This is a genomic window from Pseudozobellia thermophila (genome assembly GCF_900141855.1).
GTDB classification, from domain to species: Bacteria; Bacteroidota; Bacteroidia; order Flavobacteriales; family Flavobacteriaceae; genus Pseudozobellia; species Pseudozobellia thermophila.
Genome location: NZ_FQYU01000001.1, coordinates 1,166,678 through 1,182,017 on the forward strand (window position 1 = coordinate 1,166,678; position 15,340 = coordinate 1,182,017).

The 15,340-nt window shown below is 48.0% G+C and carries 14 protein-coding genes; 3 read left to right on the forward strand and 11 right to left on the reverse strand.

Annotated elements, in window-relative coordinates:
- Window positions 1–42 precede the first annotated feature (42 nt).
- On the forward strand, window positions 43–1,398 hold the full coding sequence (locus BUB37_RS04890) for a peptide MFS transporter (protein WP_072989345.1): 1,356 nt from the start codon (window positions 43–45) through the stop codon (window positions 1,396–1,398).
- A gap of 41 nt (window positions 1,399–1,439) precedes the next feature.
- On the opposite strand, the gene BUB37_RS04895 is transcribed toward BUB37_RS04890, so the two are convergent.
- Genes BUB37_RS04895 through surE form a run of 5 tightly spaced genes read right to left on the reverse strand, consistent with a single transcriptional unit; the run spans window position 1,440 to window position 6,281 of the window.
- The gene (locus tag BUB37_RS04895; RefSeq protein ID WP_072989349.1) at window positions 1,440–3,455 is read right to left on the reverse strand and encodes a ComEC/Rec2 family competence protein; all 2,016 of its coding nucleotides are present in this window, start codon (window positions 3,453–3,455) and stop codon (window positions 1,440–1,442) included.
- 6 nt (window positions 3,456–3,461) lie between these two features.
- Window positions 3,462–4,013 (reverse strand): C40 family peptidase, encoded by a 552-nt coding sequence (locus BUB37_RS04900; RefSeq protein ID WP_072989352.1) that lies wholly within the window; start codon window positions 4,011–4,013, stop codon window positions 3,462–3,464.
- Between the two features lie 36 nt (window positions 4,014–4,049).
- Window positions 4,050–5,162, reverse strand: a complete 1,113-nt coding sequence (gene lpxB, locus BUB37_RS04905; RefSeq protein WP_072989355.1) for a lipid-A-disaccharide synthase — start codon at window positions 5,160–5,162, stop codon at window positions 4,050–4,052.
- 21 nt (window positions 5,163–5,183) lie between these two features.
- The gene (locus BUB37_RS04910) at window positions 5,184–5,474 is read right to left on the reverse strand and encodes a hypothetical protein (protein WP_072989358.1); all 291 of its coding nucleotides are present in this window, start codon (window positions 5,472–5,474) and stop codon (window positions 5,184–5,186) included.
- A gap of 33 nt (window positions 5,475–5,507) precedes the next feature.
- A complete protein-coding gene (surE, locus tag BUB37_RS04915; RefSeq protein WP_072989361.1) occupies window positions 5,508–6,281 on the reverse strand; it encodes a 5'/3'-nucleotidase SurE in 774 nt (257 codons plus the stop codon).
- A 189-nt stretch (window positions 6,282–6,470) separates the two neighbouring features.
- On the opposite strand from surE, the gene BUB37_RS04920 reads away from it, so the two are divergent.
- A complete protein-coding gene (locus tag BUB37_RS04920; RefSeq protein ID WP_072989363.1) occupies window positions 6,471–8,603 on the forward strand; it encodes a carboxy terminal-processing peptidase in 2,133 nt (710 codons plus the stop codon).
- A gap of 101 nt (window positions 8,604–8,704) precedes the next feature.
- Here the strand turns inward: BUB37_RS04920 and msrA are convergent, their stop codons facing one another.
- Together msrA and msrB are read right to left on the reverse strand one after the other, a co-directional pair.
- Window positions 8,705–9,259 carry a peptide-methionine (S)-S-oxide reductase MsrA gene (msrA, locus tag BUB37_RS04925; protein WP_072989366.1) on the reverse strand — a complete coding sequence of 185 codons (555 nt, stop codon included), beginning with the start codon at window positions 9,257–9,259 and terminating at the stop codon, window positions 8,705–8,707.
- The gene (gene msrB / locus BUB37_RS04930) at window positions 9,252–9,713 is read right to left on the reverse strand and encodes a peptide-methionine (R)-S-oxide reductase MsrB (RefSeq protein WP_072989370.1); all 462 of its coding nucleotides are present in this window, start codon (window positions 9,711–9,713) and stop codon (window positions 9,252–9,254) included. Before msrB ends, msrA begins: the two co-directional genes overlap by 8 nt.
- 234 nt (window positions 9,714–9,947) lie before the next feature.
- Here msrB and BUB37_RS04935 point away from each other — a divergent pair, with 234 nt between their 5' ends.
- The gene (locus tag BUB37_RS04935) at window positions 9,948–10,748 is read left to right on the forward strand and encodes a DNA/RNA non-specific endonuclease (RefSeq protein WP_072989373.1); all 801 of its coding nucleotides are present in this window, start codon (window positions 9,948–9,950) and stop codon (window positions 10,746–10,748) included.
- A gap of 2 nt (window positions 10,749–10,750) precedes the next feature.
- Here the strand turns inward: BUB37_RS04935 and rodA are convergent, their stop codons facing one another.
- From rodA to mreC, 4 genes are read right to left on the reverse strand one after another with little or no spacing between them, the layout of a single operon-like run.
- On the reverse strand, window positions 10,751–12,034 hold the full coding sequence (gene rodA / locus BUB37_RS04940) for a rod shape-determining protein RodA (protein WP_072989375.1): 1,284 nt from the start codon (window positions 12,032–12,034) through the stop codon (window positions 10,751–10,753).
- Entirely contained in the window at window positions 12,024–13,892 is a 1,869-nt protein-coding gene (gene mrdA / locus BUB37_RS04945; protein ID WP_072989378.1) for a penicillin-binding protein 2, read from the reverse strand. The genes rodA and mrdA overlap by 11 nt, the downstream gene beginning before the upstream one ends.
- A 43-nt stretch (window positions 13,893–13,935) precedes the next feature.
- Window positions 13,936–14,445: a rod shape-determining protein MreD gene (locus tag BUB37_RS04950; RefSeq protein WP_072989382.1), complete on the reverse strand. Its 510-nt coding sequence runs from the start codon at window positions 14,443–14,445 to the stop codon at window positions 13,936–13,938.
- The gene (gene mreC, locus BUB37_RS04955) at window positions 14,435–15,256 is read right to left on the reverse strand and encodes a rod shape-determining protein MreC (RefSeq protein ID WP_072989385.1); all 822 of its coding nucleotides are present in this window, start codon (window positions 15,254–15,256) and stop codon (window positions 14,435–14,437) included. Before mreC ends, BUB37_RS04950 begins: the two co-directional genes overlap by 11 nt.
- Window positions 15,257–15,340 lie beyond the last annotated feature (84 nt).

Consider the following 15,340-nt stretch of genomic DNA (forward strand, 5'->3'; position numbering starts at 1 on the left):
CGGGGCCATTTCATTTGTAATACTAAACAAACTAATCAAATTATGCAGGAAGCATTAAAACCAATGCGCGAAAAGGAACTTTTTGGCCATCCGGTAGGCTTGTACGTCCTCTTTTTTACCGAAATGTGGGAACGTTTTTCTTACTACGGCATGCGTGCCATACTGGTATTGTACCTGATAGCCCAAACCACCGATACCAATCCCGGCCTGGGTTGGACGAACGCCGAGGCCCTGGCACTGTACGGTTGGTATACCATGTTGGTGTACGTGGCGTCCATACCGGGGGGGATCATCGCCGACCGCTTTTTGGGCCAAAAGAAGTCCGTCATCGTCGGTGCGGTACTCTTGGTCATCGGGCACGGTATTTTGGCCGTGGAGGCCATGTGGGCCTTCTATACGGGCTTGGGCTTTATTATCTCGGGAGTGGGGATGCTTAAGCCCAATATTTCGACCATGGTGGGCGGATTGTATAAAAAAGGCGACATTCGAAGGGATAAGGGCTTTACCATCTTTTACATCGGAATAAACGTAGGGGCCTTCCTGTCGAGCCTTATTGTGGGTTATGTGGGCGAGGTGTACGGATGGCATTACGGTTTCGGCCTGGCCGGAATTTGTATGTTGTTCGGACTTCTGCAATTCGTCCTAGGACAAAAATATTTGGTCGGGGTCGGCGACTTTTTGGGAAAATCGGAAGATCAGGAAGAGCGCGAATCCCTCAACAGGCCTTTGACCAAAATAGAAAAGGACAGGGTCATCGTACTTATTCTTTCCTTTTTGATGGTAATCGTCTTTTTTGGGGCCTTTGAACAAGCGGGCGGACTCATGAACATTTATGCGATGGACTATACCGACCGTTCCCTTTTGGGCTGGGAAGTGCCGGCTTCGTGGTTCCAGTCGCTCAATGCCTTCTTTATCATTACCTTGGGTACGGCCGTTGCCGGCTTTTGGGCCAGAAGGAAACTGAAGGGAAAAGAGGCCTCGTCCTTGTTTAAAATGATCATGGGGCTCGTCATCATGGGTACCGGCTTCTTGTTTATGAGCGCCGCGGCCACCGAATTCCAGAATGCGGGTTCCTCGGCCATGTATTGGCTGGTTTTGGCGTATTTGTTCCATACGGTGGGCGAATTGAGCCTGTCGCCCGTTTCCCTGTCCTTTGTGACCAAATTGGCCCCGGCAAAGTACGCATCGCTGATGATGGGCCTTTATTTTGCCACCACCGGCCTGGGCAATAAAGTAGCGGGACTATTGGGAGAATCGGCCTCCAAGTTCGGGGAGTTTACGGTTTTTACCGGAATCGCCGTATTCTGTATCCTTTTCGGATTGTTGATCCTTGTGTTTCTAAAGAAACTAAAAGCGCTGACCCACGGTGCGGAAGACAACGAAAGAAGTTTTGGCTAAAGGGGGCACGGTCATTGGAAAAAGATGATCGCCTACAAAAATTACGGATCGAAATAATAGGCTCCCTTTTCGCCGGTGTAGTGGAAAGGGAGCTTTTTCATGGAACAGGTCGACGACCAACGGTCGACATAGCTTCGATAGTTGCTGCCATCGGCAAGGACCACCTCGGGCCGGAGCGAATCGATCAAACGCCCTAAATTGATTTTGGGGGATTGGGTCAAGATGAGAAAATCCACCCCTTCTTCCGCGACGGGATACGCGGCCAGGCTGTCGATTATCAACACCTTTCTCTTGTGCCAATGGTAACTATTCTGAAGGGGACGATACGCGATTTGCTTGATCCGTTCGCCGACCCGGTAGCCTGAAACCAACCGGTCAAGGGCCGTACTATCCCTTGAAAACACCCTTGCCTTCTTTCCGTATCGATAAAGTAGAACCGAGTTTTTGCTTTGGTGGGCCAGGATAAGGGTTTCCTTTTGAGACGTTCTATAGGCCGTAAAGAGCGCCCACATTTGAAAACCGATGATGGCGAGCCCCAAGGTCGCTAGCCGCTTAAAATTTGGCGCACCGAGAAAGGCAATAAGGCTTAAAAGGATAATGTAGCCCAAAAGCAATTGTGCCGAATCAAAGGAAATATGCTTAAAGATAAAGGCCTCGTGCTGTGCCACCCAGGCGATGATCTGGTTCATCCATCGAATTACGGCATCGTAGGCCTCGACCAGAAAATCGGGTAAAATATGGAAGCTGGCCAGAAGAACCACAAGTAGCCCCATCCCGAGTATCAGGCCCAAAACGGGAACAATTATGAGGTTGGAAACAAAAAACAGACCCGGGAATTGATGAAAATAGAACAGGCTTAGGGGGAGTACGCCGCATTGTGCGGCGATACTTACCGAGAGCAATTGCCAAAAATAGCGGACTATTTTGTTTTTCGGATGCCAGAACTTTAATAGCACTGGATAGATCGATACAATGCTAAGTACCGCGGCATAGCTCATTTGAAAGCCCACCTGGAACAATAGGTTCGGGTCGATGACCAAAAGGATAAAGAACATCGATAGGGCCAGGATGTTGAAGGTATTGCTCGGTCGGTTCAGGAAAAGGGCATAGGCTACGAACGAGAACATGGTCACCGCCCTGACAATGGAGGCCGAAAACCCGGCCAGCAGGGCAAAGCCCCAAAGCAGGGCCACAACCAAGGCAAGCTTGAGTACCTTGCCCTTGGGCAGAAGTTCCAGAGGCCGTAGCAGAAACTGAAGGATCAGTAAAAGAATACCGATATGCAAGCCCGATAGGGCCAGGATATGTACGGCCCCGGCGTTTTTGTAATTGGTATAGGTCGTTTCTGAAATATCGCTTCGTTGGCCTAAGAGGAGGGCCTGTATGATACTGAGTTCTTCCTCGCCGAAATTATGGGCCTCCAGTTTTTTGATGATCTTGTCCCTGGTTTCCCAGGCGCGGCCGTACCAGGTCTTTGAGGGGTCGGGTCTTACCCAAAAGGCATCGGGGCGAACCTCAAGTTGATGGATTACCCCAAGATTTGCCATGTATTTGCGATAGTCGAATTGATGGGGGTTAAGGGGAGGACGGATTTCTTGTAACCTACCGTATACAATAATTTCATCATCGATTTTAAAAGGGGTTTGGGTCGGGTCCGGGCGGGTGTTGAGCAAAATTTTGCCCGAAACCTTTTGGTCTCCAAGCGCCTGGGTTACGGCAATATAGCGGTTCGAAAAATCGGTGGGTTTAAGAACTTCCCTTATTTTCAATTGCCAGATCTGACTACCGTCAAGACCCCTTTTTGAATAGTGGTCGGGCCGATTGCCGGGTTGGGCGATGGAAATGGCCAAAATGCCAATGCCAATGGTCAATAGGGAAGTGTTTATACCGAACAGTAAGGGATAGTCGGCCTTTTGGTAGCCCAAGGCCAGGAATAGAAGAAGCACTGCGTTGAGTAGGGTAGGGCCAAGGAGCCCCAATTGGAGGTGCTTGCCCAAGACAATGCCCACGACCAACAGAAAGGTCAGTTTAATGGGAATAAAACGCAAGGGCTTCATTTTGGGTCAAAGAACTCGGGTCGCCTTTACAAAAGCACTGTTCCAATATCCTTCACGCAAGGAAGAGACTATTACGCCCCTCGAAGTTGAGGCGTGTACAAACTTAATTTCGTCGTTTTCAACGGCCACGACCATGCCGACATGGTTGATTCGTTTGGCACGTTTACTGGTCCTAAAGAATAATAGATCGCCCTTTTCCACTTCGTTCAGCCGAATGCGCTTGCCTTCCTCGGCCATATGGTAAGATGTCCTGGGCAGGTCGATGTCGTTTTCGCCAAAGGCCACGTACAGGAGTCCCGAGCAATCCATCCCTTTTTTGGTGGTGCCCCCGTATTTGTACCGGACCCCGGAGTATTTCAAGGCGGTTTTGATAATGTGGTCTGCCTTGTTGTCTTTTGGGGATGAACCCTTTTTGGGTGGCGGGGCTACTTTTTCGGGTGCTTCGGGTTTGGATGCGGCAACACTTACCTTTCTCGTCTTGCTATAGGTGGTTTTCTTTTTGGAAACGCCGCAGCTGGCCACGGATAGTATAAGGAGAATGTAGAGGATTTTGCGCATGGGACCAAGGGATAAGACTTCTCTTGGATATCAAATTTAAGCATTTTCTACAATACGGGCGGCGGCATTTTCGCTGGCACCTTTTCCGCCAAGTACTTTTTCGAGCTCAAAATAGGCTTCGAATTGGGCGGTACGGGCCGGGCCGTCCAAAATTTTGGCCAGTTCAAGCTTGAGCTTTTCCGTGTTCAGATCGCCTTGGATCAGCTCTTTCACCACTTCCTTTTTCATGATGAGATTGACCAACGAAATGTATTCGAGGGTAATGATCCTTTTTGCGATGTGGTACGACAACCAATTGGCCTTGTAGCACACCACTTGCGGCACTTTGAAAATGGCGGTCTCCAAGGTGGCCGTACCGCTGGTGACCAAGGCGGCGTACGATACGCCCAATAAGTCGTAGGTTTTGTTGATGACAAAGCCCACGTTCGAATTTTTTAGGAACGGGGTATAAAAATCTTGGTCAAGACTGGGGGCCCCGGCGATTACGAATTGGTAACCGGCAAAGGAGTCGACCACCGACAGCATTACCGTCAACATTTTATGTACCTCTTGTTTTCGGCTTCCCGGCAATAGGGCGATAATGGGTTTGTCGGGGTCGAGGCCGTTTTGGGCTCGAAACTCCTTGGGGTCGGCGACCCTGTGTTGACCGATGGCATCGATAAGCGGATGTCCCACAAAATGCACGGGAAAACCGTGTTTTTTCTCGTAAAACTCTTTTTCAAAAGGAAGTATCACGTACATGGCATCGATATCGCGCTTGATATCCTTTATGCGTCCTTCACGCGATGCCCATATTTGGGGCGAAATGTAATAATTGGTCTTAAAGCCTTGTCTTTTGGCCCATTTGGCAATTCTTAGGTTAAAGCCCGAGTAATCGATGAACACGATAATATCGGGATCGAACTCGGCGATATCGGTCTTGCAGTAGGCAATGGCCTTCGTTATTTTTCTCAGGTTCAACAGTACCTCCAAGAAGCCCATAAAGGCCATTTCCTTGTAATGTTTGGCCAATACCCCGCCGGCCGCTTGCATGAGGTCGCCGCCCCAACATCGAATCTTGGCCTTGTCGTCCTTCCGTTTTAGGGCCTTGATAAGATTGGAACCGTGAAGGTCTCCCGACGCCTCTCCTGCGATTATGTAATACTTCATCTGTTGGGTTCTGAAAAAGTTCTAAAACACTTTGTAGTACAAAATGACCATGGCGGTCAAAATGGTGGCGATAAGTACCCCTTTTGCCCTTTGGTCGCGGCGTATCCTAAGAAAGGCAAAAAAGGCCAAGAGGTTCAAAATGGCGCCGAGGGCCAAAAGGCTGCCTACATGGCCCTGCTCCACGGCGGCCTCGAAAGTTTCGACGATGCCCAGGTCGGAGAACAGCACGATATAGAGCAAGGTGCCGATGGTGTTGGCGATCAGGCCTACCAGAAAACCGATGATGAGTTCTTTTTTATTGTTTGTTTTCATTCAAGATGGGTTTCAATGTTAATAGCGGTCTTTTTAAAGTTCCCAACTGTTCAATCCCTGTATGGCATGGTGGGCCGTAAGGTCGAATTGGGTCGGAACTACGGAGATATAGTTGTGGGCCAAGGCCCATTCGTCGGTGTCCTCCCCCTTGTCGAGCAACTCGAATTCCCCGGTCAGCCAGTAGTAATCGCGTCCGGAAGGGCTGGTACGCTTGTCGAATTTTTCTTTCCAGTTGGCCCGTGCCTGCCGGCAGATCTTTATGCCCTTAATGTCTTCCTTGCTTGCCTTCGGGATGTTTACGTTCAATACCACGTCTTCGGGGATTCCGTATTTCAAGGCCTTTTTTACGATGGTCTTGATCGCTTCCTCGGCAGCCGAGAAATCGGCTTCCCACGCATAATCGCACAACGAGAAGCCAATGGCGGGAATACCTTCGATACCGGCTTCGATGGCAGCGCTCATCGTGCCCGAATAGATTACGTTGATCGAGGCGTTGGACCCGTGGTTGATACCGCTGACACAGATATCGGGACGTCGGTCGAGGAGCTCTTGAAGCGCCAGTTTTACGCAGTCGGCGGGAGTGCCGCTGCAGCTGTACTCCAAGGGAGCGCCTTTTTCCTTGTCAACAACCAGTTTGGCAGAAAATAAAGTCTCGTCGACGGTTATGGCATGACCCTTTCCCGATTGGGGACTGTCGGGGGCAACGACCACTACATCGCCTATCTCTTTCATATAGCGGATCAAAGAGCGAAGTCCCGGTGCCGTAATTCCGTCATCATTGGTGACTAAGATCAAAGGTTTTTTCATAAGAGATACTTTCTGGCATAAAAATACGTTTTAGAAAACATATCGACCTACGTTCGTTTAACAAAATATTAATGCCCCCTCTTCAAAGGTGGCATGGTTTTTTCAGTATCTTAGGGAATTCATTACCTTTAAGTAAGAATTTGGTTCGCTGTACACGAACGGTAATTAAAAAATCGAAATTTAATTTATATGAAACGAAATCTAGCCTACGTACTCGGGGTAATGCTTATTTCCGTGGCCTCATGTGGATTCACAAATAAGTCTTTCGAAAATGATGATAAGGATAAATTATTGCTCGATCTTATAACCTACGTTCTACAAAAAGGCCACTACGAACCCAAAGATATCAATGACGATTTTTCGGTCAATGTGTTCAACGATTTTCTTGATGTGGTCGATCCCACCAAGCGCTATTTTCTCGATGAGGATATCAAGGAATTCGAACAGTACAAATTTCAGTTGGACGATCAGATCAAAAGCACCGATATTTCCTTCTTCAATTTGGTCTACGAGCGTTTGATGAAGCGTATGCAAGAGGCCAAGGAAATTTACCAAGAAGTATTGGCCACTCCCTTTGATTACTCAAAAAACGAAAAGATCAACATAGACTACGAAAAAATTCCCTTTGCTGCCGACCGAAAAGAACTGAAGGAACGTTGGAGGTTGCAGTTGAAGTACGCTACCTTGGGAACCTACGACTCTAAAATGAGAAGCCTCGGGAAAGCAGGGGAAGAAGAAAACGAGATCGACGACAAGCCCATGACGCCCCAAGAGGCCGAGGAATCTTCAAGGGCATCGACCAAAAAGACCTTGGACGAGTTCTTCGATTTTGTAGACGACCTTGAACGTAAGGATTGGTTCGTGCAATACATCAACACCATTGTCGATGAGTTCGACCCCCATACCTATTATTTCGCTCCCGAAGACAAGGAAAAGTTCGACGTAAGCATGTCGGGCAAATTCGAGGGCATAGGGGCGCGTTTGCAGAAAAAGCCCGAAGGGGCCAAGATCGTTGACATTATTTCGGGAGGTCCCGTTTGGCGTGATGGCCAACTGGAAGTGGGCGATCAAATCCTTATGGTGGGGCAAGAAGGTGAAGAGCCCATCAATATCGTAGGGATGCGGTTGGACGATGCGATTAAATTGATCAAGGGGCCAAAGGGAACCAAGGTAAACCTTACCGTTAGAAAAATTGACGGGTCTTTGCAGACGGTGGCCCTGACCCGTGATGTGGTGGAACTTGAGGAGTCGTTCGCCAAATCGGCCAGCATAATCAAGGACGATAAGAAATACGGCCTGATAGACCTACCTAAATTTTATGTCGATTTTGACGATTATACCGAGCGTAACGCTGCGACCGACGTGGCCAAAGAGGTAGAGCGCCTTAAGGAAGAAGGGGTCGAAGGACTGATTCTCGATCTTCGCGACAACGGGGGCGGGTCTCTAAAGACCGTGGTCGAAATGGCAGGACTTTTTATCAAGGACGGACCCATTGTACAGGTACGTTCCTCAGGCAAGGGCAAGGATGTTTATGACGATAAGGACGAGCGCATACAATGGGACGGACCCTTAGTGATTTTGGTCAACGAACTGTCGGCCTCTGCCTCCGAGATATTGGCGGCGGCGATGCAAGATTACAAGAGGGCCATTGTCATAGGAAGCAAACAGACCTTTGGAAAGGGAACCGTTCAAAACGTCATTCCCTTGGACAATATCGTTCGCAGCAACGAACACGGGGAACTGGGCGCTATCAAACTGACTACCCAGAAGTTTTATAGGATCAATGGCGGGTCTACCCAGTTGGAAGGCGTTAAGAGCGATGTGGTGGTCCCCGACAAATATAGCTATATCGACCTAGGGGAACGAGATCAGGCCAACCCCTTGAAGTGGGATAAGATATCCCCTGCGGATTATAAGCCGTGGGACGGCTATATCGATTACGAACAGACCATTGCCAATAGTACGAAGCGAATGGCGAACAACCCCCAGATCAAACTGATCGAGGAAAATGCCAAATGGTTGAAGTCGAAACAGGACGAAATGGAAATTTCCCTTAATTACGATACCTATCGCAAGGAGGAAGAAAAGGATAGGGAAAAATCGGACTACTTCAAATCGATTTCGGAATACGATTCCCAATTGTCCTTCCAATCCTTAAAGTATGAGGAGGAATTGTTCGTCCAAGACTCTGTCTTGCGGGAGAAACGCGATAGATGGCACAAGAACTTGGCCAAGGATGTCTATATAGAGGAGGCCGTAAATGTGCTTCAAGACCTTAAAATGAACAATATAAAACACGGTAAGCTGGCCGTGAAGGGATAGATAGACGACAAACGGATGGAAAAAGCCCCGGTAACCCGGGGCTTTTTTGTTTTTTATGAATATGGGCCTTGAAAATGGAAGGAGTGCCCCTGCCATTTTGGCTAGGAGGCGGCCACGTTTTTTAACTTGTCGGCATGCATCTTGCGCAACTTGGCCAATTTTGGGGTAATGACCGCACTGCAATAGCCTTGGCTTGTGTTGTTGCGATAGTAATCTTGATGGTAATCCTCGGCCTCATAAAATGGGGTGGCCTCGCTTATTTCCGTTACTATGGGGTCGTCGTAATAGGAAGCCATTTCCTTCAGTACCGTTTCGGCAATTTCCCTTTGTGTATCGTTATGGTAGAAAATAACCGACCGGTATTGGGTCCCGATATCCCCCCCTTGACGGTTCAGGGTGGTGGGGTCGTGACTGGTCATAAACACGGTCAAAAGGTCTTTGTACGAAATTTTTTTGGGGTCGAAACTTACCTGTACGACCTCGGCATGGCCCGTAAGGCCCGAACAGACTTCCTTATATGTGGGATGCCCAGGGGCATTGCCGCCACTGTATCCCGATACGATTCCCTCAACGCCCCGAATCTGCTGTAGTAGGGCTTCTACGCACCAAAAGCATCCACCGCCAAGTGTGGCTATTTCCAATTTTGTATCACTCATGGGTTAATTTTTCTTTTTGAAGTTGCAACGATTCCGAATTTATACAATAACGCAGTCCACTTGGCTCCGGGCCATCAGGAAAAACATGGCCCAAGTGGGCGTCGCAGGTATTGCACATTACCTCTACCCGAACCATGCCAAAGGAGGTGTCCCTTTCGTATTTTACGGCATTTTCCTTGATCGGTTGGGTAAAGCTCGGCCATCCCGTACCCGATTCGAATTTGATCGTGGAGTCGAACAAGGGGCTGTCGCAGCATATGCAATGGTACCTACCGGCTTCATGGGCACTGCAAAGGGCTCCCGAATGCGCGGGCTCCGTACCTTTCTTGCGGGTTACGTAAAATTGCTCCGGACTTAAAATCGCACGCCATTCGGCCTCGGTCTTTTCGACCCTTTTGTCAGGCCTTGGGTTTCCCTTTAGGCTGAAATTGATAACATCTTTCCAAGTCAGCATATCTTGACGATTTAGTTTAGAAATAATGGACAATATAGAAAAGGTTCTGGCAATAAGCTAAAGCCCGATCCAAAATAATGGTCCCTGTTTTGCTATAGGGGCTTTGTCGTAAAAAAAGAAGGAAACTTACCCTGCACCGTTCTTTGTTCCTGGCGTTGGCCCTGCCACTTGTGGCGGGCAAGGTAAGGGCAAAAGAATTCGCATTGGTTTTAAATTGTTCTATTTTTGGGCCCTATGAAAAGAAAGACGGTTTATACGGTTCTGTTGCTTTGTTGTGTGGTCGGTTTTTGGGTCTTCGATAATTTTTATACCCCCGATACCTATTCCGACCCTTCAAATGCCGGACTTCAGACTGCCATTCCCGGCGATTTCATGCCCAGCTCGACCACAGGGGATATTGTTTACCACAGCCATTTTGCTTTATCGTACAACGAGTCTTACGAACAGGCCGAATGGGTGGCCTATAGCCTAAAAAGGGAACATTTGACCGAGGATCGCCGCAAGAGGCCTTACTTTGTCGAAGACCCTAAGGTAAGGACCAAATCGGCAGATTGGAGAAACTACAAGGGGTCGGGGTACGATAGGGGCCACCTATGCCCGGCCGGGGACAGAAAATTCTCCGAACAGGCCTATAACGAAACCTTTTATACGAGTAATATCAGTCCGCAAGACCGGGCGTTTAACGCGGGGATATGGAATCGCCTCGAAATACAGGTAAGGTCGTGGGCCCGTCGTTACGGGGAGGTTTTTGTGGTTGCCGGAGGGGTGCTGGAAGAGGGACTGGAAGAAATAGGGGAAGAAGATGTGGATGTGCCGCGCTACTATTACAAAATTTTGGCCCGGCGTGAATCGGGTTCACCCAAGATTCTGGCTTTTTTATTGCCGGGCGAGGAGAGTAAACGGCCACTTGCCGCCTTTGCTGTTTCCGTTGATGAGATTGAGAAAAGAACGGGTATAGACTTTTTCGGGCAACTGCCCGATGGGCAAGAGGAAGAACTGGAGTCAAGGGCCGATACGGCCGGATGGAAGTTTTAGCCTTAAATACCCTCTTTTAACCTATTGGCGTCAAGTTTCAGAAAGATAAACAGCAAGGCGGTAAAGAACATGAGTCCTGAACCTCCATAGCTAAAAAAGGGCAGGGGAATACCGATGGTGGGCAAAACGCCTATAACCATGCCTATGTTGATAAAGTAGTGGATCAGTAATATCGAAACCACGCCATAGCCGTACATACGACTGAAATCGGTTTTTTGCCGCTCTGCCAGATAGACCAGGCGCAGGAGCAAAAGGGTAAAGAGAATTACAACGGTCGAGGTGCCCAAAAACCCCCACTCTTCGCCTACTGTGGTAAAGATATAATCGGTATGTTGCTCAGGCACGAAATCGCCCTTGGTACGGGTTCCCTCCAAAAAGCCTTTCCCGAACAAGCCACCCGATTCAATGGCTTTTTCAGATTGATAGGTGTTGTAGCCTATCGTTTTTCGTATTTGGTCCAGTTTTTTGGGGTCTTTTTCGAGACGGAGCCATAGGCTGAAGCGATCCCTATGTCGTTGCTCGAATACGTTGTTGAAAACAAAATCGACCGAAAGGGAAAACAGTATGGTAAGAATTATGGCCGCCGTTAAGGGCAGCATCGGTACCTTGAATTTTTTCTTTTTCAACAAAAAGAACAGTATCAATAAGAGGGCGATAAAGATGATAACCCAAATGGTGCCGAACATCAGTGTGGTTATAAATACAACGATAGCCAAGAGGGCTATGCCAAGATAGTATAGGGGAAGGCCCTCCCTGAATATAACAAAGGCCAGGGAGAAAAACACCAAGGCACTGCCGGGATCGGGTTGGGGAATGATCAGCAGGGCGGGTATCAATATGATACTAAAGGCATATAACTGGTCTTTTCTGCGTTTTATATCGGTTTGTATATCGCTTAGGTATTTGGCCAAGGCCAGGGCCGTGGCTACTTTGGCCAATTCGGATGGTTGCAGGTTAAAAAAGCCCAGGTCGTACCATGACGTCGCTCCGGCTATGGTTTTTCCAAATACGAACAAGCCCAGTAACAATACCATGCTTATAATGTAAAGAAGGCTTGAAAAGCGTTCGTAAAAATTGGCTTCGAGGGCCAATAGTATAACGATCGAGGCGAAACTGGCCCCGATAAAGAACAATTGCTTACCGTGCAGGGTACCAAAGTCGAAGATAGAAGAATCGCTTTCCGAAAAGGTGCTTGAATAAATATTTAGCCAACCGATGCCGATCAGTAGGAGATAAAAAAGAACGGAAAGCCAATCGACCCTCTTTAAGACACTTTTACCAGACATATTCGTTGATCTTGAATTCCTTTCCGGAATAGGGTTTGGCGTATTCGTGCTCCAAGGTTTTTTCGAGCATTCGCTTTTCGAGGTCTTTTCGGGTGATATTTCCCTTAATGTATTTTTCGATCAACAACGAGGCGATGTGGCCGGCATACCTAGAGCCGTAGTACCCGTTTTCAATGTAGACCGCCAAGGCGATCTGGGGTTTTTCAACAGGGGCGAAGGCCACGAATACCGAGTGGTCGGTAAGTTGAACGCGCACACTGTCGATTTTGGTAAAGTTCTCTACGGTACCCGTTTTGCCGGCTATTTTAATATCGGGTATCTGCAACCATCTTGCCGTTCCTTTTTCGTATACGTCTGCCATTCCTTGAATGACAGGTTCAAAATGTTTTTTGTCGATGGTGGTGTGTTTGGGCTCTACAAAATCGGGGATGTTAATATCCTTTCCGTCCACTTTTTTCAGAATGTGGGGGGTGAAGTAATGCCCCCTATTGGCTATGGCCGCTGTCATATTGGCTAGTTGGATGGGGGTTACCGCCACTTCACCTTGGCCGATCGAGTTGGATATGATGTAGGAGGGGGCCCACCTATTGTCCCCGTACCACTTATCGTAATATTCCTTGCTGGGTATCCTTCCCTTTCTTCCGGTGGGGAGGTCGTATCCGAGGTATTGCCCTAGGCCGAAACTTTTCATGTGCTTTTCCCATACATCCATTCCTTCGTCGGTAGTCTCGAATTTCTCGTATATCTTTCTAAAGGTCGCCGCAAAGTAGGCGTTGCACGATTTGTAGATTCCGTCGTTTAACTTCCGTAGGCCACCGCCACAGTGGCACCCCCTTTTTTTACGCCCTACGTAGAACCCGTTATAGCACTGTACCGTAGTATTTGGGGTGATGACGCCCTCTTGTAGGGCTACCAGGGCATTAAGGGTCTTAAAGGGCGAACCCGGGGAACCTTCCGCCAATATCGACCGGTCGAACAAGGGTTTGGCTATCGAGTCGTAATGGAGTTTACTGTAGTTTTTAGATCGTTCCCTGCCGACCAGGAGGGCGGGGTCGTAGGTGGGGCCCGATATCATGGCGAGTATTTCCCCTGTGGCCGGCTCAAGGGCGACGATGCCCCCGCGTTTGCCGTGCATTAGCTTTTCGCCATATTCCTGTAGTTCCTTGTCCAAGGTTATATTGATTTCGAGCCCCTGTTCGGGCAGGGTGTCCAATAGACCGTCCTTGTACTTGCCTATGTCCCTGTTGAATCGGTCTTTTTGAATGTACTGGACGCCCTTGCGACCGCGTAGGATATCCTCGTATTGTTTTTCAACGCCCGTGCGGCCTGTAAGCTCGCCCTGAACGTAATAGGGGTTTTTCGCCAAATCCCTTTCGTTTACTTCACTGATGTAGCCGAGTACATTGGCGGCACTGTTGGTGGCATAATACCTAAGCGACCTTTTTTGTATGTAGAAACCCTTATAGTGCCGCATTTTTTCCTGCAGCTTGGCGTAGTCTTCCTTCGAGAGCTGGGGAACAAAGACCGAAGGCAACCTAGGGGAGTACGTACGGGCCTTTCTAAGTTCTTTCTTGAACTTTTCCTTGTCTATGCCCAACAGGCCGCAAAATTCCAAGGTGTCCAGTTCCCTTACTTCCCGAGGTATGACCATCACATCATAGGCCGGGTCGTTTCCTACCAATAATTTTCCGTTTCTGTCGTATATATAACCTCGCTCGGGATAGTCGTAGACGCGTTTTATCGCTGGGTCTTCCAATACCTGATCGGGGGAGAAACTGAAAATTTGTAAATACGACAGTCTTCCCAAGAAGGTGATTCCTATGATGATGATTATGGAAGATAACAATAGTTTCTTCATCTACGATAAATTTTTAATGGCTATCCGTTGGATACCCGTTTTCTTAATCCTTCCGTACACTGAAAAGAGATCCGAACAGCAAACAGAGTATCAAGGTAGCGGTGCCCGTGGCCAAAACCTTTTTCAAAACTAAGAGGAAATTGGCCAAACTGAAAATTTCCAGCGTAAAGAAAACAAGATGGTGTACCAATATCAATAACGTCAAAAACGTAATTTGTTGTACTTGGGTGGAGTTGCTGAGCTTAAAACTCTGAAATTCGAAATTGACACCGAAAACAAAGCGCATTATGGCCGGCCTGATATAGGCTATGGTAACGGTCGAAGCGGCGTGGAGTGCCATGGTGTCGGAAAAAAAATCGATGGCGAAGCCCAAAAGAAAGCTCAGGCCGATAAAGGCTGCCCGATTTTCCTTTATGGGGTACCAATAAAGAAATAAAATGTAGACCATCGGATTGATAAACCCAAAAAAGTTGAGCCTATTGAAAATAAGCACCTGTACCAGTACGAGTAGCACAAACCTGATTACATTCAAGAAATAGTAATTACTTATCATCGGCCAAGGTCTGGTTTTCTAGTTCCAATATTTCTTCGCGGTAGTTGTTGTTGACGATATATACATTTTTGATATTGGTCATATCGTTGAAAAGACTAACGTCTATGCTGTAGAAGCTTTTTGAGGTGTTAAGGTCGAATTTGCGAATGGTGCCGATGGGGATCCCCTCGGGGAAAATGCTGCTCATACCCCCGGTAACGATGGTGTCCCCGATGGTTAGGGGAACCAGTCTGGGGATGTCGACCAACTGTACTACGTCGAAGCGCTTCATGTCCCAAATCAGGGAACCGAAATGATCGGTATTTTTAATTTTGGCGTTGATGTTCGATTTTTCGTTAAGAATACTTTGTACGGTGGCGAAATTATTGGAGGTATTTTCGACGATCCCCAAAATGCCCTTACTGGTTATAACGCCCATATCGGGCTTTATACCGTCGCGGGCACCCTTGTCTATGGTAATGTAGTTTCTCGGATGCGCAAAACTGTTTTTTATCACCTTGCCCGTAGCCACCGTATAGGTTTGTTGTACCGAGTCTAGGGTGATGGTATCGCCCCGATCGTTGTTGAACAAAAGCGTACGGAGCCTTTGGTTCTCTTCCATGAGTTTCTGGTTCTCCCGGTCGAGTCCGAAATAGGTGGTCACGCCGTTCGAGGTCTCCAGAATATTTCCGGTTATCCAATTCGAGGAATTGAAAAAACGGGATTGGTGGTACGAATGGGATTGGATGGTGAAACCCAAGGAGACGATCATCAAAAAGAGATATAGGAGAAAGTTCTTATATCGTATGATAAAATTGATGATCTGCTGCATTCGCTCAGTTTTTTATGAAACCTGCAAAGCAATTTCGAATGGAAAATACCCTCGTAAACCTCGAAATCGCCCCGAAATCGTTAA

Coding starts and splice junctions, on each gene's coding strand:
- BUB37_RS04950 (WP_072989382.1), bottom strand. CDS start 14,445: ATGATAAGTAATTACTATTTCTTGAATGTAATCAGGTTTGTGCTACTC.
- msrA (WP_072989366.1), bottom strand. CDS start 9,259: ATGAGTGATACAAAATTGGAAATAGCCACACTTGGCGGTGGATGCTTT.
- BUB37_RS04895 (WP_072989349.1), bottom strand. CDS start 3,455: ATGAAGCCCTTGCGTTTTATTCCCATTAAACTGACCTTTCTGTTGGTC.
- mrdA (WP_072989378.1), bottom strand. CDS start 13,892: ATGAAGAAACTATTGTTATCTTCCATAATCATCATCATAGGAATCACC.
- BUB37_RS04910 (WP_072989358.1), bottom strand. CDS start 5,474: ATGAAAACAAACAATAAAAAAGAACTCATCATCGGTTTTCTGGTAGGC.
- BUB37_RS04900 (WP_072989352.1), bottom strand. CDS start 4,013: ATGCGCAAAATCCTCTACATTCTCCTTATACTATCCGTGGCCAGCTGC.
- surE (WP_072989361.1), bottom strand. CDS start 6,281: ATGAAAAAACCTTTGATCTTAGTCACCAATGATGACGGAATTACGGCA.
- mreC (WP_072989385.1), bottom strand. CDS start 15,256: ATGCAGCAGATCATCAATTTTATCATACGATATAAGAACTTTCTCCTA.
- rodA (WP_072989375.1), bottom strand. CDS start 12,034: ATGTCTGGTAAAAGTGTCTTAAAGAGGGTCGATTGGCTTTCCGTTCTT.
- BUB37_RS04935 (WP_072989373.1), top strand. CDS start 9,948: ATGAAAAGAAAGACGGTTTATACGGTTCTGTTGCTTTGTTGTGTGGTC.
- lpxB (WP_072989355.1), bottom strand. CDS start 5,162: ATGAAGTATTACATAATCGCAGGAGAGGCGTCGGGAGACCTTCACGGT.
- msrB (WP_072989370.1), bottom strand. CDS start 9,713: ATGCTGACTTGGAAAGATGTTATCAATTTCAGCCTAAAGGGAAACCCA.
- BUB37_RS04890 (WP_072989345.1), top strand. CDS start 43: ATGCAGGAAGCATTAAAACCAATGCGCGAAAAGGAACTTTTTGGCCAT.
- BUB37_RS04920 (WP_072989363.1), top strand. CDS start 6,471: ATGAAACGAAATCTAGCCTACGTACTCGGGGTAATGCTTATTTCCGTG.